General features: G+C 70.5%; 13 protein-coding genes. 2 read left to right on the forward strand and 11 right to left on the reverse strand.

Features of this window, described 5'->3' with window-relative positions; translation table 11 throughout:
* Positions 1 to 18: 18 nt before the first annotated feature.
* The gene (locus tag DVA86_RS08795; RefSeq protein ID WP_208877160.1) at positions 19 to 1,203 is read right to left on the reverse strand and encodes a lycopene cyclase family protein; all 1,185 of its coding nucleotides are present in this window, start codon (positions 1,201 to 1,203) and stop codon (positions 19 to 21) included.
* Between the two features lie 288 nt (positions 1,204 to 1,491).
* On the opposite strand from DVA86_RS08795, the gene DVA86_RS08800 reads away from it, so the two are divergent.
* Positions 1,492 to 2,028, forward strand: a complete 537-nt coding sequence (locus DVA86_RS08800; RefSeq protein WP_425470971.1) for a Dps family protein — start codon at positions 1,492 to 1,494, stop codon at positions 2,026 to 2,028.
* Positions 2,029 to 2,077: 49 nt separating this feature from the next.
* Here the strand turns inward: DVA86_RS08800 and DVA86_RS08805 are convergent, their stop codons facing one another.
* The 6 genes from DVA86_RS08805 to DVA86_RS08830 all read right to left on the reverse strand — a co-directional run bounded on the left by DVA86_RS08805 (position 2,078) and on the right by DVA86_RS08830 (position 10,893).
* Positions 2,078 to 3,748 carry a class I mannose-6-phosphate isomerase gene (locus tag DVA86_RS08805; RefSeq protein ID WP_208877163.1) on the reverse strand — a complete coding sequence of 557 codons (1,671 nt, stop codon included), beginning with the start codon at positions 3,746 to 3,748 and terminating at the stop codon, positions 2,078 to 2,080.
* Positions 3,749 to 3,827: 79 nt separating this feature from the next.
* A complete protein-coding gene (locus DVA86_RS08810) occupies positions 3,828 to 6,998 on the reverse strand; it encodes a glycoside hydrolase family 38 N-terminal domain-containing protein (RefSeq protein ID WP_208877164.1) in 3,171 nt (1,056 codons plus the stop codon).
* 58 nt (positions 6,999 to 7,056) lie between these two features.
* Positions 7,057 to 7,869: a carbohydrate ABC transporter permease gene (locus tag DVA86_RS08815; protein WP_208877166.1), complete on the reverse strand. Its 813-nt coding sequence runs from the start codon at positions 7,867 to 7,869 to the stop codon at positions 7,057 to 7,059.
* Positions 7,870 to 7,874: 5 nt separating this feature from the next.
* Positions 7,875 to 8,843, reverse strand: a complete 969-nt coding sequence (locus DVA86_RS08820) for a carbohydrate ABC transporter permease (protein ID WP_208877167.1) — start codon at positions 8,841 to 8,843, stop codon at positions 7,875 to 7,877.
* On the reverse strand, positions 8,840 to 10,144 hold the full coding sequence (locus DVA86_RS08825) for an ABC transporter substrate-binding protein (RefSeq protein WP_208877169.1): 1,305 nt from the start codon (positions 10,142 to 10,144) through the stop codon (positions 8,840 to 8,842). Before DVA86_RS08825 ends, DVA86_RS08820 begins: the two co-directional genes overlap by 4 nt.
* 350 nt (positions 10,145 to 10,494) lie before the next feature.
* Positions 10,495 to 10,893: a MerR family transcriptional regulator gene (locus DVA86_RS08830; protein WP_208877171.1), complete on the reverse strand. Its 399-nt coding sequence runs from the start codon at positions 10,891 to 10,893 to the stop codon at positions 10,495 to 10,497.
* A 356-nt stretch (positions 10,894 to 11,249) separates the two neighbouring features.
* Here DVA86_RS08830 and DVA86_RS08835 point away from each other — a divergent pair, with 356 nt between their 5' ends.
* Complete coding sequence (locus DVA86_RS08835) at positions 11,250 to 12,758, forward strand: SulP family inorganic anion transporter (RefSeq protein ID WP_208877173.1); 1,509 nt, start codon at positions 11,250 to 11,252, stop codon at positions 12,756 to 12,758.
* A gap of 33 nt (positions 12,759 to 12,791) precedes the next feature.
* Here DVA86_RS08835 and DVA86_RS08840 read toward each other — a convergent pair whose 3' ends face one another.
* The 4 genes from DVA86_RS08840 to DVA86_RS08860 form a co-directional block, all read right to left on the reverse strand.
* Positions 12,792 to 13,916: a Crp/Fnr family transcriptional regulator gene (locus DVA86_RS08840; RefSeq protein ID WP_245996435.1), complete on the reverse strand. Its 1,125-nt coding sequence runs from the start codon at positions 13,914 to 13,916 to the stop codon at positions 12,792 to 12,794.
* Positions 13,917 to 14,056: 140 nt separating this feature from the next.
* A complete protein-coding gene (locus DVA86_RS08850) occupies positions 14,057 to 14,875 on the reverse strand; it encodes a class I SAM-dependent methyltransferase (protein ID WP_208877175.1) in 819 nt (272 codons plus the stop codon).
* Complete coding sequence (locus DVA86_RS08855) at positions 14,872 to 16,533, reverse strand: radical SAM protein (protein ID WP_245996438.1); 1,662 nt, start codon at positions 16,531 to 16,533, stop codon at positions 14,872 to 14,874. Before DVA86_RS08855 ends, DVA86_RS08850 begins: the two co-directional genes overlap by 4 nt.
* A complete protein-coding gene (locus DVA86_RS08860; RefSeq protein WP_245996439.1) occupies positions 16,533 to 17,141 on the reverse strand; it encodes an SRPBCC family protein in 609 nt (202 codons plus the stop codon). Before DVA86_RS08860 ends, DVA86_RS08855 begins: the two co-directional genes overlap by 1 nt.
* Between the last annotated feature and the right edge of the window lie 265 nt (positions 17,142 to 17,406).

The raw sequence follows: 17,406 nt of genomic DNA on the forward strand, positions 1-17,406 counted from the left end.
GGGATCCGGGGGAGTGGTTCATCCGGGCGGACGCCGTCGGAGGGCCGGGAGTTCGAGTGCGGTACGCAGCATCGGCAGCATGGGCGTATGCAGACCGATCTGCACGTCCTCCCGCAGGCGGGTACGGCCGTCGAGAAACCGGAGGAGGCGTTCCATCGGGACTTCTCGGAACAGCCGGGTAAGAAGGTCCTTTCCGTCCACGCGTCCAGTGTCCAGGGCCCGCAGCAGCACCGCGTCCACGGACCGGGCGCGCGCGTGGTGCGGGCCGTGGGCAGGTGGGACCCGGCCACGTCCCAGGGCATCCGCGATGCTCCTGGTTTCGCGCTGGATCGGTGCGAACGTGTAGCCCGTCGAGGGCCGCGTGGCGCCTCCCGCCGCTCCGATGAGGAACACCGACCTGCCGGCCCGGCGCGGGAACCGGGCATCGGTCATCGGGATCACTCCCTGCTCGACGGCCGTGACCGTCAGGTCCCCGAGTCCGAGCACGTCACCGGAGTAGTGGCGCAGCGCCCGCTCGTAGTCCTCCACGCCGAGGACCGTACGGGAGAACTCCGTGTATTCGACGAGTGCCGCGCACGGTCCGAGCGGCAGGACGTAGCCGAAGGACAGTCCGTGCTCGGGCTGCCGCGTGCGGAAGTCCATCAGATCAGCGGTTGCGGTGTCGAACATCGTCCGCTCCGTCTGTACGAACCAGCCACGGAAATGCTGCCGCAGGGCCGTGCGGGCCGCAGGCGGTGTCCGGGGCCGTGAGTCGAACACCCAGCGAGCGCGCAGGCTGACGTCGGTGCCGTCCTCGCCACGGCCCTTCACCTCCGCGCCGCCTGCCACGTCGCGTACCGTCTCCACGGTGAGGTCGCAGCGCAAGCAGCCTGCCTTCGCCAGCCGCTCGCTGGTCCACTCCGCGAACGCCGTCGACCTGAGCATCTTGTACTGGAACGGGGCGACCCGCCTCAGCAGCGGGCGCCCCTCTGCTCCGGTGATCCTCAGCTGGTCCCAGTGCGCGGCCACGAGGTCGTCGTACTCGCCTCCCGGCTCCTCCCAGAAACACCACGTGCGCTCAGCCGGTCGCAACGGCCCTGCGGGCGCGTCGACGAGCATCACCGACAGAGGCGTACGGCCTTCGGTGCGGAGCCCTGTCAGCCTGCGCGCGAGGGAGAGCCCGGCCGCTCCGGCGCCGACGATGATGACGTCCGTGTCGCGCACGCTGCGTCCTTTCCGTGTCTGATCAACGGCAGTTCGGAGCCAAGGGCGGGACCGATGACACTGATGCCTCCCAGGCGGGGCGCCCGCCGGATGCACCGGACAGCGTGGCTCGCCCCGTTCGGGGGAGGAGGCTGCGCCGGTTGGAGGTGCGGGGGCGCCGCCAACGGGTGTTCGGGGGTTGCGGGATGCTCGAATACGGACCGGAGCCGGGCGGGCCGGCGGACCGGTACGAGCGAAGGAGTGACCGTGGCCAGCAACACCTCGGACCCCGTATACACCGTTCCCGGCATGTCCGGCCCAGACGGAGCTGAGGTGGTCCGCCTGCTGCGTCAGCGACTGCACGCCTTGAACGACCTCGCACTCACCCTGAAACACGTCCATTGGAACGTGGTGGGACCGCACTTCATCGCGGTCCACGAGATGCTCGATCCGCAGGTCGAGGCCGTACGCGAGATGGTCGACAAGACCGCGGAGCGCATCTCCACCCTCGGCGGCTCGCCACCCGGCACTCCGGGTGTGCTGGTCTCCGAACGCAGCTGGGACGACTACGCCGTCGGCCGCGCGGAAGCGATCGAGCATCTGGGCGCCCTCGACCTCGTCTACACCGGTGTCATCGAGGACCACCGCACCGCTGTGGGGGAAACGGACAGGCTGGACCCGGTCACGCAGGACCTGCTGATCGAGCACCTGCGCAGTCTGGAGCTCTTCCAGTGGTTCGTACGCGCTCATCTCGAGAACACCGGCGGCGCGCTCAGTACAGCCGGTGCCGCTTCCGAACGGGATGCCGCGGCTCAGGCGGGCAGGCAGGCGCGCCAGCAGCCCTGACACGCGGAAAGGCCAGTGCCCGCCTCCCCGAGGCCCCGCGGGACCGGTATCACCGGACCAGTGCCTTCACCACCCTGACCGGACGGTCGCCGGCGGCCCGCAGGACGTAGGCGCCGACCGCCGCGGGCACGGTCAGCGTCTCGGCGAAGGAGAGAGCGTGCCGGTCGCCCGCGGCCGTCTCGATGGTCACGCCGTCGCCCTCCACCACGTTCAGGACATGGAAGCGTCCCCGCGTGTCGTCGTCCGCCGCCGCGCCCGCCTCGAGGGAGAAGCGGCGGACCTCGTAGAACATCTCCTCCAGAGCCCCCAGCAGCTCCTCCCGCCACCCCGGTGCCGCACGCAGCGTCCGCGGCTCCTGCACCAGGTCCCGCTCAACGCGCTCACCGCGCCGCTCCGTCTCCAGGTTGGCGAAGCCGTGGCCGTACGGGAGCGGGCGCGGGTTGCCGTCCGAGCCCGGACGCAGCCAGTCGTAGAAGCGGAGGCTGTAGAGGTACGGGGTGGCGCTGATCTCCAGGACCAGGTTGCCCGCGCCGCTGGCGTGCGGCGTGCCGGCCGGGATCATGAACAGCCGGCCCTGCTCGGCCGGGAACGTCATGACGTGGTCGGCCGGGTCCATCCTTACGCCGTCCGCCGCTGCCTCCTGCACCTGCTTGCGGAACAGGCCGACGTCGGCGTCCTCGCGCAGTCCCAGGAAGACCCGGGTGGTCTCGTCGCCGAGCGTCATGTAGTACGTCTCGTGCTGGGTGTAGGTCCAGCCGAACCGCTCCCGCATGTAGGGCTCTTTGGGGTGGCAGTGGATGGACAGGTTGCCGCCGCCCACGGTGTCGAGGTAGTCGAAGCGGATCGGGAAGGACGTTCCGAAGCGGGCGTGCACCTCCCTGCCCAGCACGGCCTCGGGGTGCAGCACGCACAGCAGCTGGAACGGGACTTCCGCCTGCGCCTCCGGACCGTGGCCGATGAGGACGCCCGCCTCGGGTGCGATCAGTTCGTAGCCCAGCGCGCTGTTGCGGGCGCCGGGGTTGAAGCCGAGCTCCCGCTGCGCCCAGTGGCCGCCCCAGGGCGTGGAGTTGAAGTACGGGCGGGTGCGGACCGGGCCGTGGGAGAGCCGCGCGAGGGTGGCACGCAGGCCGGCGCCGTCCAGGAACACCGGGCGGTCCGCGTCCTGCACGTCCAGCCACGCGTCGATGCGGGGCGCGAGGGTGTCGCGGTGCCGGTCGAGCATCGGCCAGTCGACGTAGAACAGGCGGCGCAGGTCGCCCTTCTCGCCGGGCAGCCCGAGGTTCGTGCCCCACCCCTCCGCCACCGCCGCCTCGGCACGGCGCTTGGGCACGTCGGCGTACCAGAGCACGTCGTGCTCGACGAGCGCGGCACCGGGACCGTAGACGACGGTCAGGACGGCGCCGTGCGGGGCCCGCGGCAGGGTGTCGAAGAGGTCGTCGAGGGGGTTCTGCGCCAGCCGGCAGTAGTACGGGTCGCCGGTGTCCCGCGGGCCTACGGTCCGGCCGCGGATGTCGCCGGCGGCGGCGTAACGCGTGCGTACGTCGACGAGGCGGACGTCCGCGGCCGACAGCGCGCCGGCCAGGGTGTCCCAGGGCGCCGTCGGCGGGCCGTCGACGGCGACGGTCGCCGGGGCGGCGGGGAGCCGGTCCGCGACGGCCCGCCAGCCGGTGGTGAGGTGGGCCTGCGGTGCGGGGGGATAACGGGGGTCGAGCCGGTACACACGTACTCCTTTGTGCGGTGCGGCTGGGTTCGGCCTGGTTTGGCCGGATTGGGCTGAGTTCGGCTGGGTTCGGCCGGGGTCAGAGGCGTTCGAAGAGCACCGCGGCCGTGCCGAGGGCGGGCAGGCGTACGGTCACTTCCCCGTCGTCCAGGGGCAGTTCCCCCGTCGTGGTGCCGAGGTAGCCGGCGCGGTGGGCCGCGGCGACGGGGAAGTCGGCCCGTACGGCGCAGTCGACCGGCTCCTCGGCGAACGACTGCAGCCGCAGGAGTACGCCCCCCTCCTCCGTCGTCGCGCCGACGAGCCGTACGCGCGCGTCGCCGACCCGGACGAAGGTGTGCGTCGCGGCGGCGTCCGCCGTCGCCTCGCCCCGTGCCCGCACTGCGCGCAGCGGGCGGCTGAGGGCCGCGGACGTGCGCGGGCCCAGGCCCGCGTCGTCCGCCGGGCCGCAGGCGACGCTGTAGCGGAAGCTGAACTCGAAGGCCTGCTCGCTGGGGAAGTTGGTGTCCCACAGGTTGTTGTGGATCCAGGAAAAGACCGTGGCCGGCTCGTCCTCTTCCAGCGTCCTGGGGAACGGGGCGTACGGGAGGGCGATGTTCCCGAACTGGACCAGCGGCGCGTCCCGCGTCGACCACGCCACCTGGAAGCCGTCCTGTGCCATGCCCACCCAGCGGCGCACCGCCCGCATGTGCAGCGCCGAACCGGGCACGACCGGCAGGCCGGTGCCCGTGGCGCCGCCCGTGGCCTCCATCCGTACGGACGGCTCGTCCAGGGCGAAGGGGAAGGCGAAGTAGGCGCTCTCCTTGCCCAGGGTGGCGGCCTTGCCGAGCCGGTTGTCGATGTCGAGGCGGGCCACGCCGTGCGGGAGGGTCAGCGTCGTACGCAGCCGGTCGGCGCCCGCCGGGTGCGTCTCGTACGTGAGGACTTCCGCGGTCGGCGTCGAGTGGCGGGCGGTGAGCGCCGCGGGCGGGGCGAGGCTCCGGCGGCCGAGGTGCTCCAGGCGGTCGGAAGCGGTGGTGCGGCTGGAGTTGTGGTTGAAGGCGCCCGCGGTCGTGAAGCTGTCGTGGATGTACGCGTTGAAACCGGCGACCGCGTCCTCGCGTACCAGCTCACGTCCGGTGGCCTTGTCGGTGATGGACGCGATGCAGGCGCGGGCGAGGTCGACGCGTACGGCCAGGTGCTCGTTCTCCAGCAGCAACGGGGCGGGGTGCGCGTACGCCCGCGCCGCCGTGTCGGCCAGCACCTCGGCCTCGCTGCGGTCCCTGTCCGCGGCGTTAGCGGCGTCCGCGGCGTCCGCGGCGGCGTCCCCGGCGGTGCTCGCGGGGGCCTGAGCGTGCACGATGTCCAGCCGTACGGACCCGGCCGCCGGAACGTCGTCGACGCGCACCACCAGGAACCGGCCCGCGTCCCTGTGACTGTCGTTGACCTGCTCCCTCTCCTCGAGGGCGAGCTGCCGTCCGGTGCGCCCGTCCAGCACCGCGACCGGCTGTTCGAGCGGCACGCTGCTCTCCGGCAGGAAGAACCGTACGACGTCGGTACGCGGCCAGGAGCACGTGTTGACCACGTGGTACGACGCCGCGACGCCGTCCGGACGGGTCAGGCGCTGGCCCAGCCGGGCCGAGGCCCGGCTCAGCAGCGACCGCCCGTCGTCGTGGGCGCGCAGCGCCTGTCCGTACTTCCAGTGCCACTGCTGCTCACCGGAGTGCGTGCCGTGGTCGCCGTGCGACCAGGGGTCGCTGGCACCCCAGGTGTGCTCGTCGAAGAGCGACACGGCTTCGTAGACGCCCGCCGAGTCGCGGGTGTCGTCGCCTGCGCCCTCGGCGCCGAGCACACCGGCGAAGGTGCCGATGGTCTGTGCGTCGGCGACGACGGACTGGGCGGTGCGGGCGAGCGAGAGCGGGTGCGCGCCGGAGCCGACACCGTCCACCCACCAGTCGGTCCAGTCGCCCTCGAAGGTCTGGATCGCGTCGCCGAGCCGGGCCTCGGCGTCGGTGAAGAAGTCCTCGTTGCGGGACAGACGCAGCTGCGGGTACGCCCAGGTCTCGTTCCAGCGGCGCACCGTGTCGGCGATGACCTGCCGGGGCGGAGCGTTGTCGCCGAACTTGCCCTGCACGCGCAGGTGCAGCACATCCCACGGGTACGGCTCCCGCTTGATCTCCTTGGCGTCCATGGGCCAGCCGAAGACGCCGCCCTGGTAGGGGTACGGGTTGGTGGCCAGCGAGGTGAGGTAGGCGGGCAGCAGGTCGTCGACGCTCGCGTAGTCGGTGTCGAAGCCGAGGAGCGGACCCTCCATGTAGGACAGGCCGTGCGGGGTGTCGGTCATCCAGACCAGGACGCTCTTGCCGCTCGGCGCGCGCCAGTGGAACAGCCGCGGCAGCTTCTCGCCGCCGACCAGGTGCGGGACCGAGCGGCCCGCCCAGTTGTGCGCGACGGACAGGTACTTCACACCGGCGTCGCTGAGCGCGTCGACGAGCCCGACCACCGAGCCGGGCACGTCGGTCTGCATGGCGGAGGTGAAGGTGACGCCGTGCTCGTCACGTACGTCCTTGGCCATCCGCAGCAGTTCGTGCAGCTCGTCGGTGGAGCAGGTCTCGGTGTGCAGGTTGAACGGCATCGCGGTGAGCTCGATCCGCCCCTGCTTCACCCGGCGTACGAACTCCGCCACCTGCTCCTTCGGCCGCGTGTCCGCCCACTGGCGGAACGACAGCAGCGACTCCACGCACCACCGGAACTGCGACTCGGGCTCCCAGTCGTCCGTGGCCTGCGTCAGCTCCAGGCAGGAGTCGAGGAAGGAGAGCTGCTCGGCCAGCACCCGCCCCTGCGGGTCGGTGTAGCCGATGTCGAGGTGGGAGTGGTGGACGAGATGGATGGTCCACTGCCGCTGGGGAGCAAACGCCACGTTGATGCCGCCGGGGTGCCCGGGCAGCCCGACGCTGATCCGTTCGGTCGTCTCGACGGCGGGCAGCAGCAGGCGTACCGAGCCGCCGGGGCCCGCGACGCGTTCGGCGGGCAGTGTGGCGCCGGACTCGGTCCGCGCCACCAACTCGTCGGGCGGAGGCGCCCCGTTGAGCGCCTCCACGCGCAGCGACTGCAGCAGCCCGCCGTCCTCCGCCCGGCGCATCAAGGGCTCGACGGTCAGCCGCAGCGCCACACCGTTCAGGGTGCCCTCCGCACTGACGACGGAGGTACGGAGGCTGTCGCGGACGCGGTCGTGGTCCCAGTCGGTGGTACGTACGAGGGCGCGGGTGGTCATGTGGAATCTCCCGTAACGAGCGGACGGTGCGCAGGACAGGGGGCTTGGACGGCACGCACTAGCGGACGGAGGAAGCGACTCCGCGCAGGAAGACGCCGCGGAACATCAGGAACAGCAGCAGGGTGGGCAGCGAGACGATGAGCGCGCCGGCGAGGATCACCGGCGGTCCCGTCGCGGCGTACGCGCTGTCCAGAGCCGCCAGGGTCGCCATCACCGGCTGCACGTCGGAGCTGCGGCTGAGGGTGATGCCGAAGAGCAGGTCGTTCCAGACGGCGCTGAACTGGAAGATGAACGCCGCGCCGAGGCTCGGGGCGAGCAGCGGCAGATGGATGCGCCAGAAGATCCGCCTGAACGACGCCCCGTCGAGCATCGCCGCCTCGGTCACCTCCGGAGGCATCGTTGTCAGCTGATTGCGGATCAGGAAGAACGCGAACGGGATGTTCCAGGCCACGTACACGAGCATCAGACCGAGCCGGGTGTCGTACAGGTTGAAGTCCGCGTACATCCCGAAGAGCGGGCCGAGGAACATCTGCACGGGGAAGAGGGTCCCGGAGTAGATCAGCCAGAACCAGAAGGCGGGCTTGGGGATCGGCAGCACCACGACGGCGAAGGACGCCATCGCGGCGACGAACACGGCCACCGCGCCGCACACCAGCGCGTACGTCATGGAACTGCCGACGCCCGAACCGATCTTCGCCTCGTTCCAGGCGGTGGAGAGGTTCTCCCAGAGGGCGAAGCCCTGCGGGGACCAGTCCGGGCTGCCGGAGTACGCCCCGGCCGGCGTGAGCACGTTGACCGCCAGCAGGTACAGCGGCGCGAGCCACAGCACCACGCAGACGCCGACGAAGAGGTTGCGCGTCGCGCGTCCCATGGGAGTCACCTCGATCCTTCAGCGCGGGTGTCGGGCATCTGCCGGCGCAGGTACATCCAGGAGGAGGCGACGACAATGACCGACAGGACGAGAGCGACGGCTGAGCCGTAGCCGACGTGGAACAGCCGGAACGCCTCGCGGTACATGGTCAGCGCGAGCGTCTCGGAGGAACGGGCCGGGCCGCCCTGCGTGAGGATCCAGATCATGTCGAAGGCCTTGAGGCTGTTGACGATCGCCATGCCGACGACCACGACCGTCATGGGGCGCAGCTGGGGCAGCGTGATGTAGCGGAACATCCGCCAGCCGGTGGCCCCGTCCAGCTGGGCCGCCTCGACCGTGTCGCGCGGAATGGCACGCAGGCCGACGGCGAACAGCACCACGTTGATGCCGGTCCCCTGCCAGGTGGAGGCCACGATCATGGAGAGGGTGTTCTGCGGCCACTCCAGCAGCCAGCTCTGCGTCCACGAGTCGAGGCCGACCGTGCTCAGCACCCCGTTGAGCGCGCCTTCGGTGGTGAGGATGAACTTCCACAGCACGGCGGTGGAGGCACCGGAGATCACGAAGGGCAGTACGATCACCAGCTGCGCCACGTTCCCGAAGCGCATGTTGTGCGTGGCGACGGCGATGAGCAGTCCGGTGAACACCGGCAGCAGCAGCGTACCGGCCACCCACAGTGCGGTGTTGAGCACCGACTGCCCGAAGATCGGGTCCTGGGCGAGCCGCGTGTAGTTGTCCAGGCCGACGTAGTGCCGCGTGAATCCGTTGTCCTCGAAGAAGCTGCCGTAGATGCTGCGGAAGAACGAGTAGATCAGCAGCACCCCGACGAACAGCAGGGCGGGCAGTACCCAGGGCACGCCGGCGAGCGGCCCGCCCAGCCGGCGTGAGGCGCCCCGGCGTTCGGCGGGGCCGGGCGTACGAGTGGGTGTCCGCCGCGGTATCCGTACCGGCTTGGCGGCGGCGGCCGTTCGGCTCATGTCTCCTCCGCCTCCCGCCACACCTTCCACGCCTCGTCGGCGCGTTCCTGCATGGTCCGCAGCACCGGGCGGTACGACGACGGGTTGAGCATGAACCCGGCCAGGTCGTCGACTGTCGACTCGACCAGCTCGGGCGGCCCCAGCTCCCAGAAGCGGTTGAGCAGCGAGAAGTTCCGCTCCCGTACGGTGCGTACGACACCCTCGATCACCGGATTGGCCGGCGGAACCTTCGGGTTGGGGCTGCCGTCCTGCAGCGCGTCCGCGAAGGCCCGCGCGACCTCGGGGTGCAGCCAGTTCTCGGCGGCCTTGAACGCCTCCTTCCGGTCGGGCCCTTTGACGGAGGAGGCGAACGCGCTGGACTCGAAGATCACGCTGGGCCGGGACCCGGCGTTCTGCATGGGCAGTACGAAGGCGTCGACGTTCTCGCCGAACTTCCCGCCCGCGGCGGTGATCGTCGCGCCCATCCAGGTGCCCGCCGGCATCATGCCGAGCTTGCCGTGGACGAGGGACGCCGACGCCGTGTTGTGGTCCACGTCCATCGAGGTGAACCAACCGTTGTCGGCGAAGTCGCTGATGGTCCGCATCGCGCGCTCGGCGCGCTCGTCGGTGTAGCGGGCACGGCCGTTCATCAGGTCCAGATAGAACCGCGGGTCCTGCCGGCTGAGCATCTCCTGGAACCAGATGAACGCCGGCCAGCGCCCGCTGATGACGGCGTGCAGCGGGGTGATCCCGGCGCCCTTGAGGGTCTTGCAGGCGGTGAGGAAGTCGTCCCAGGTCCGCGGCTTCGTCAGCCCGTTCTCCTTGAAGACCCGTGGGTTGTAGTAGATCACCCAGTGGGCGAGGTTCATCGGCAGGCCGTAGACCCTGCCGCGGTGGGTGAAGGCACCGCGCAGGGCGGGGTCGACCCAGCCTCGCGCGGCGCAGCGCTTCCACACCGCGGACAGGTCCACGATGCCGCCGGTGCGGGCGAGGTCCTTGAGCCGGTACCCGGACCAGTACTTCAGCAGGTCGGGCGTCCGGTTGGTGCGCAGCGAGGACTTCACGACCTGCTCGAACGACTCGGCCGACGGGATGACTTCGGAGACCAGGCTGAGCCCGGCGACCTTCTTCATCGCGGCACCGGCGGCGGACAGCGGCTCGGCGAAGCTGGTGTTGTCGCCGTGTACGGCGACCTTGCCGGCCGGCTGCCCGGACGCGGTGCTGCACGCGGAGACGAGCGCGCCGGTACCGGCGGCCAACAGCACTGCGCGCCGGTTGAGTTGGGCTCTGGAGGGGCTGATCGGCGGGTGGCGACCTGACATGGACGGCTCCCTCGGGAGGTGCGCGTTACCGATAACACGGACGGGTCGGGATTCCACTCCAGTGCGTGCGGCTTGTCAACATCTCCGGCGAAAGCCGATTGAAAGGATCGCGGTCCCGGCGCCCCGCTCCCTCACGGCATGTGCATGAGGCGTACGGATGGCAGGCTGCGCCGCGACTCAGGCGGGATGCCGGGGTGGGGGCGGTCCTCGCGGACGGTCGGTGTCCCGTGTGGGGTGCACCTTGTGGGGAGTGTTGACAACGCCGGATCGCGCGACCACGCTCTGTTGTTAACGATACCAACTGAGCCGAGGTTCGGTGCCGTGCCGGGTCAACGCGCCCTTTTGTGCTGCTACTTGCCGTTCATCCTGCGTCGTAGCGTCGCGGCGAAGTCTTCGGCTGCCATGAGTCGTGCGCGGAGTGTTTCGCAGCGGGCGTCGGCGACTTTGCAGTAGGAGTCGAGGCGTTCGCGCAGTCGTTGGCGTTCCGGTGCGGTGGGGGGTGTGTCGGTGTCGGCGAGTTGGTCGGTGATCTCGAGGAGGTCGCGCATCTCGTCGAGGGAGAAGTCGAGGGGTTTCATGCGGCGGATGACCATGAGGCGTTCGACGTCGGCTTCGGTGTAGAGGCGGAAGCCGCCTTTGCTGCGGGCGGAGGGGATGACGAGACCGACCTCTTCGTAGTGCCGGATCGTGCGCAGCGACAAGCCCGTCCGCTCGGCCACCTCCCCGATCTGCATCTGCCGCTCAGTCATCGCCGCGCCTTCTCCTTCTGTGTTTTCGCCGCATTGGAACGTTCGAGGGGTCCACGATACGTGTCTGGGATCACATGATCCGCGGGCTTGTTCACCTGCATTTCACAAGCACCGGTTCGACTCTGACCCTCACGTCACAGTAGAGTGTGGACACGGGCCCCCGCGCTGTACAGGCAATGGCCGAGGCCCGCCGCCCGCCACAGACTTCCGGGCAATGATGCCCGACCGGCGGCCACCACGGCCGCCACCCACCGGCAGGCCCCCATCGAGGCCGGGCCGCCGGGACTCCCCACGGGGAGTCGAGCAACGACGCGCGTACGTCCACGGGACGTGTGTGCCTGAACAGAAACGGTTGCATGTCCTCACCGCCGCCCGCAGGCTCCACGCTGCGCGCCCGCTTCCCCCGGCCCGACTGGCTCGCCTCCGCCAAGGTCTTCCGCACCGAGGTCCTGGCCGGGCTGGTCGTCGCGCTCGCGCTCATCCCCGAGGCCATCTCGTTCTCCATCATCGCCGGGGTCGATCCGGCCGTCGGCCTCTTCGCCTCCTTCACGATGGCCGTGGTGATCTCCGTCGTCGGCGGCCGCAAGGCCATGATCTCCGCCGCCACCGGCGCCATCGCCCTGGTCATCGCCCCCCTCAACCGCGAGCACGGCCTCGGCTACCTCGTCGCCGCCGTCATTCTCGGCGGCATCGTCCAGGTGGCCCTCGGCGCGCTCGGGGTGGCGAAGCTCATGCGGTTCGTGCCCCGCAGCGTCATGGTCGGCTTCGTCAACGCCCTGGCCATCCTCATCTTCATGGCCCAGGTGCCGGAGATGCGGGACGTGCCCTGGGCCGTCTACCCCCTCATCGCCGCAGGCCTCGCGCTGATGGTGCTGACCCCGCGCCTGACCAAGGCCGTACCGGCGCCCCTGATCGCCATCATCACCCTCACCGTCATCACCATCGCGGCCGGAATCGCCGTACCCAGCGTCGGAGACAAGGGCGAACTGCCCTCCTCCATGCCCGTCCCCGGCCTGCCCGACGTGCCCTTCACCCTGGACACGCTCACCACCATCGCCCCGTACGCCTTCGCCTTCGCGCTGGTGGGGCTGATGGAGTCGCTGATGACCGCCAAACTCGTCGACGACATCACCGACACCCACTCCAACAAGACCCGCGAGTCCATCGGCCAGGGCATCGCCAACATCGTCACCGGCTTCTTCGGCGGCATGGGTGGCTGCGCCATGATCGGCCAGACCATGATCAACGTGAAGACCAGCGGCGCCCGCACCCGCCTGTCCACCTTCCTCGCCGGGGCCTTCCTGCTGGTACTGGTGGTGGTGTTCGGCCCGGTCGTCTCCGACATCCCCATGGCCGCGCTCGTCGCCGTGATGATCCTGGTCGCCTTCGCCACCTTCGACTGGCACTCCATCCAGCCGGGCACCCTCAAGCGCATGCCCCTGGGCGAGACCCTCGTCATGACCGTCACCGTCGCCTGCGTCGTGGCCACCCACAACCTCGCCATCGGCGTCATCGCCGGCTGCCTCGTCGCCATGGTCATCTTCGCCAAACGCGTCGCACACCTCGCCGAGGTCACCGGAGTCCTCGACCCCGACGGCAACCAGGTCGTCTACGCCGTCACCGGCGAACTGTTCTTCGCCTCCTCCAACGACCTCGTCTACCAATTCGACTACGCGGGCGACCCCGACGACGTCGTCATCGACCTCACCGACGCCCACATCTGGGACGCCTCCTCCGTCGCCGCACTCGACGCCATCGAAACCAAGTACGCCAAACGCGGCAAGCAAGTCACCATCATCGGCCTCAACAAACCCAGCGCCGAAATGCACGACAAACTCGCCGGCCAACTCACCACCGAACACTGACCCGGCCCCGCCGGTCTCGACCGACCTGTAGGGTCAGCCCGCTTCGTCGAGAAGGCGGGCCGGTTCGAGGACGGTGATACGGCCCCGCGCAAGGCGGAGCAGACCGTGGGCGGCGAACTCGCGCAGCACCTTGGTCGTCGTCTCGCGGGAGGTGCCGGCCAGGGCGGCGAGCTGCTCGTGGGTGAGGGCGATCTGCGGATGGCGCGCGCCCGGCCGGAGCCTGCTTGCCGGGGCGTCGGTGCGGGTGGCGAGGGTGGTCAGGGTGGTGGCGATGCGCTGGGGCACCGACTTGAACACGCTGTCCGACAGGCGCTGTTCGAGGTCGGCGAGGCGGCGGCCGAGGATCTCGGTGATGCGGGCCGCGATACGCGCGTCGGACAGCAGGAGCTTCCGTACGTCGGCGCGGCTCATCACGCAGACGGTGACGTCGTCGAGGGCCTCGGCGAAGTTGTCGTACATGCGCTGCCCGAGCAGGGCCATCTCGCCGAAGATCGTGCCGGAGCTGATGATCGCGCAGGTCAGCGCGCGGCCGTCGGCCGAGACGCGGAAGATCCGGACCCGGCCGCGTTTGAGGATGAACAGCACCTCGGACGGCTGGGCCGGGGCGTGGAGGATGTCCCCGGCCGCGTACGTCTTCATGGGGGCCGCGGCGGCGATGGCGTCCATCTCCCGTTCCGGCAGGTCGCGGAAGATGTCGACCTCGGAGATGCACCAGGTGCGGTCCGTGCCGCCGGTCTCGCCGTCGTGGTGGTCGATCATGCGGCGGGTCTCCTCGCGTCGCCCGGGGGCCCAGGGTGGCGGTGCGGCGCCCCAGGCCGGGGCGGCCAGCGCGCTGTTGCCCTCGGCCAGACAGTAGGGCACCGCCCCGCCGCCGCGACTGCTGCCGCGCGGCATCTTCCGCGCGTACCGGCCGAGCAGGACGCCGAAGCCGGTGCCGGTGAAGAGGGCGATGCCCATGTGGATGATCCAGCCCGCGAAGGCGTCGGTGGAGCCGAGCAGGCCCGCGACCATGGTGATCATCGCGGTGTCCGTCATGGGGCGGGACACCGACATCCAGACGCCCATCCCGACGCCACCGGCCAGCCCGGCCGCCGCACCGTGGACGGCGTGGACGGGGATCGCCGCGGTGTGCGGCGAGACATGCGCTGTGGTGGCCATGATGCTGAACTCCCTTCGTTGCCGGTCGTTCCGCGTTCACCCGTGACGCTAGGGCGGCGGACCGGTACGGGTATGTGAGGGCGCTTACGTACGGGGGAGTAGCGCGGCGGCGGGGGCGTCAGCGAGTGGCCGCACGGGCGTCAGGCCGTCTTTTCGGCGATCAGCAGTGCGTAGCCGAGGGTGCCGTCGGCTACGGCGGCGCGGGCCGCGGCCAGCACGGCGGGCGCCGCCGCCAGGTCCACCCCGGCCTCGGCGAGCCGTCCCGCGGCGGTCATGCGCAGCAGGTTCAGCCGGGCCTCGATCTGGTCGATCATGCGGGCCATGGCCTGGTCGTGCCGCTCGGTACGGGTGGTGCGCAGCCCCGCGGCCGCCAGGATCGCGGCGTACTCCTCCAGAGGGCGGGCATCGGCGACGCAGGCGATCCGCGCCGCCAGACCGGTCAGTTCGGGCGGGAGCCGGCCGGGATCGGCGGTGACGTCCGTGATACCGAGACGGCCCCCGGGCCTGAGCACGCGGGCGAACTCGGCGGCGGCCCGGGCCTTGTCGGGGAACGTGCACAGGGCGCACTCGCACACCGCCGCGTCGAACACGCCGTCCGGGCAGGGCAGTTGCTCCGCGTCCCCCGTCGTGAAGACCGCCCGCCCGGCGAGCCCCGCGACCTGGGCGGCGCCTTGGGCGAGAGCGGTGTTGGCGGCCGCGTAGTCCACGCCGTCGACATGTACGCCGTAGGCGTCGGCGAGGAGCAGGGCGGTGGTGCCGCGGCCGGAGGCCACATCGAGTACGCGGGAGTCCTCGGCCAGGTCCAGGCCGTCGGCGAGGCGGCGGGTCAGCGCGGTGCCGCCGGGGTGGTACGCGTCGCCGAGCAGCAGCGCGACCACGTCGGAGGAGTACGCGGCGGCGCAGCAGGCCTTGAGGTCGTCGCCGGGCGGAGGGCCGGGGCGCGTGTGGTGGCCGGTCACCGTGCCCCCTCCCCGGCGGAGGGACCGGCGTCTTCGCGCGCGGGCTCGGGGCCGGAGGTTCCGGTGCCGGTGGTCTCGGAACGGGCGGTCTTGGAGCCGTACACGGTGCCGGTGAGCCGGCCGGCCAGCGGCAGCGCGTTCGGCACCACGTCGGCGACGGGCACGCCGGACATCTCGGCGCGGACCTGCTCGCGGTAGCCGGCGGAGTTGTAGGCGCAGAACGGGATCAGCCGCCCGTCCGGGGTGATCTCCTCGACGCAGCACTTCATCAGCTGCTTGACGTTGAGGGTGTACGGGTCCTGGAAGTCCTGCACCACGATCATGAACGCCTTGTCGTCCAGCTGCCGCACGGCCTCCGGCAGGTCGATGCCGCAACTCTCGGCACAGTCCAACGCCTCGGCCGCGGCGCGCAGTTGTTCCTCGGTCGTCTCCGTCCCCATGAACGCCGAGGCCGACCACAGCTTCTCCAGCGCCTCCCGGATCCCGTCGTCCGGCATGACCCGGTTGGTGACGTAGTCGAGGTGGTCCTCCACGTTCAGCAGCCGCGGCACCGGCACGACCGTACGGCTGCCCGGCGGGCCGTCCACCAGCAGATAGGTGACGGAGCGGCAGGTGGGGAAGCAGCACGGGACGGGGAAGAAGTCGCCCTTCCGGAACCAGTCCGGGCGCTGTTCGTTGATGAGCCGGATGACGTCGGGGTTGGTGAGCCGGTCCAGCGGGTCGAAGGGCACATGGCGGCCGGAGTGCGTGACCGGCTGGAACGCCACGGACCGTACGGCGGGATGGTCGATGCCGTACTCGATGATCGCGCCGAGTTCGTGCTCGTTCAGGCCCCGTTCGACGGCGGCGACCAGGCTGACGGTCAGCCCGTGCTCGGCGCAGTTGTCCAGTGCCCGCTGCTTGAAGGTACGCAGGTCCCGGCCGCGGATCTCCAGGTGCGTGCGTTCGTCGAAGCCGTCGAACTGGAGGTACACGTTCACCGAACGGCCCGGCACCCGGTTGCGTCTGCCGAGTTCGGCGACGAAGTTCTTGTCGGTGGCCAGCCGGATGCCGTTGGTGTTGAGCGTGACGTTCCTGATCGGGCGGGCCTGGGCGAGGTCGACGAAGTCCAGGATGTGCTTGTGGATGGTCGGCTCGCCACCCGAGAACATCACCACCTCCGCCTCGCCCTCCGAGGCCACGAAGGCGTCCAGCATCCGCTCGCACTGCTCGTGGGTGATCGAGTAGCCTCCCCAAGCCTCCGGCCTGGAGCCACCCCCAGGCTGGTGCCGCTGGTGCCCGGAGTCGGCGAAGCAGATCGGGCAGTCCAGGTTGCAGCCGGTGTTCACCTCGACGATCCCCAGGCAGGCGTGCTGCTTGTGCTCCGGGCACAGCCCGCAGTCGCTCGGGCAGCCGTCCTTCACCTCGGTCTGGAACGTCAGCGGGAGCGTGCCGGGCTTGTTGAACCGCGCCGACGCCAGATACTCCTCCGCGTCCCCGTACACCAGGGCCTCGAACCCGCCGTGCTCGCGGCAGCGTTTGCGCAAGTACACCTTGTTCTCACGGATGTTGACCTGCGCGTCGACGGGCGCCTTGCACATCGGGCAGACGGACTTGGTGAACTCCACGAACACCTCGTCACGGTCCACCTTGCGCCGCGGCGCCGGGTCCTGGGCCATCACACAGCTCCTCTCGAAGAGGCGGCGCGGCGTTCGGCCTCGGTTCTGACCGAGGCGAGCGAGGCGGCGACCGCGGCCTCCCAGCGGGCGGCCACCGCCGTACCCCACCACTGCCCGAGCCGCCACAGGTCGGTGCCCAGCTCGCCGTCGTACACCAGTCGCGTTCCCGCTCCCGTACCCGTCCCCGGTTCCGCCTCCTCGAGGACGAAGGACTCGGTCACGTACGGCACCGGGCCGCGCACCAGTCGGAAGTCGATCCGCCCGGGCCGGATGAAGCGGACGGTCTCCACGGTCACCGCTCTCAGCCGGCCGCCCGCGATCGGCGTGTAGTGCTCGGCGAGCACCAGGTCACTGCCGCGCTCCAGCACGTTCACCTTGTCGTGCATCGCGCGCGGGGTGCGGCCCAGATACGGGCGGGCCACCACGTCGAACACCGTCTCCCGCGGGGCGGCGATGTCCACGGTCTGCGGGCCAAGCGGCCGCGTCCGGCGCCCCACGCCGACGTCGACGGGAACGGCGCCGGTCACCAGGCCCAGGTAGGCGGCGGTCAGCGCACCACCCGCACCCGCGGTCCAGGCCGCGGTACGCAGTACGCGTGCGGCGCTCAACGTCCATCCTCACGGTTCATACGGCGACGCTAGAGCGCCGGCCACCGACCGGACCGTAACCGCGCTTACACTCCGCCGCCCGTGTCGGCCGCCGAGCCGTACACAGGCCTACATTGCGCTCCGTACTCTCACCTAGCGTCACAATGATCAGTCCCTCTCGTCTTGTGTTACAGAGCCAGTGGACATGGGGAATCTCCCGCTGCGTTAGGGTGGGAAACGCTGGTCGAGACGGAGTCCCGGCCTTCTTCCGACAGTCGTCTCCCGG

Source organism: Streptomyces armeniacus, from assembly GCF_003355155.1.
Classification (GTDB): Bacteria; Actinomycetota; Actinomycetes; order Streptomycetales; family Streptomycetaceae; genus Streptomyces; species Streptomyces armeniacus.

What these genes read in the sequence shown, in the direction of transcription:
- DVA86_RS08800 (WP_425470971.1), top strand. Translation starts at nt 1,492, where the DNA reads ATGTCCGGCCCAGACGGAGCTGAGGTGGTCCGCCTGCTGCGTCAGCGA.
- DVA86_RS08810 (WP_208877164.1), bottom strand. Translation starts at nt 6,998, where the DNA reads ATGACCACCCGCGCCCTCGTACGTACCACCGACTGGGACCACGACCGC.
- DVA86_RS08815 (WP_208877166.1), bottom strand. Translation starts at nt 7,869, where the DNA reads ATGGGACGCGCGACGCGCAACCTCTTCGTCGGCGTCTGCGTGGTGCTG.
- DVA86_RS08820 (WP_208877167.1), bottom strand. Translation starts at nt 8,843, where the DNA reads ATGAGCCGAACGGCCGCCGCCGCCAAGCCGGTACGGATACCGCGGCGG.
- DVA86_RS08825 (WP_208877169.1), bottom strand. Translation starts at nt 10,144, where the DNA reads ATGTCAGGTCGCCACCCGCCGATCAGCCCCTCCAGAGCCCAACTCAAC.
- DVA86_RS08830 (WP_208877171.1), bottom strand. Translation starts at nt 10,893, where the DNA reads ATGACTGAGCGGCAGATGCAGATCGGGGAGGTGGCCGAGCGGACGGGC.
- DVA86_RS08835 (WP_208877173.1), top strand. Translation starts at nt 11,250, where the DNA reads ATGTCCTCACCGCCGCCCGCAGGCTCCACGCTGCGCGCCCGCTTCCCC.
- DVA86_RS08840 (WP_245996435.1), bottom strand. Translation starts at nt 13,916, where the DNA reads ATGGCCACCACAGCGCATGTCTCGCCGCACACCGCGGCGATCCCCGTC.
- DVA86_RS08855 (WP_245996438.1), bottom strand. Translation starts at nt 16,533, where the DNA reads ATGGCCCAGGACCCGGCGCCGCGGCGCAAGGTGGACCGTGACGAGGTG.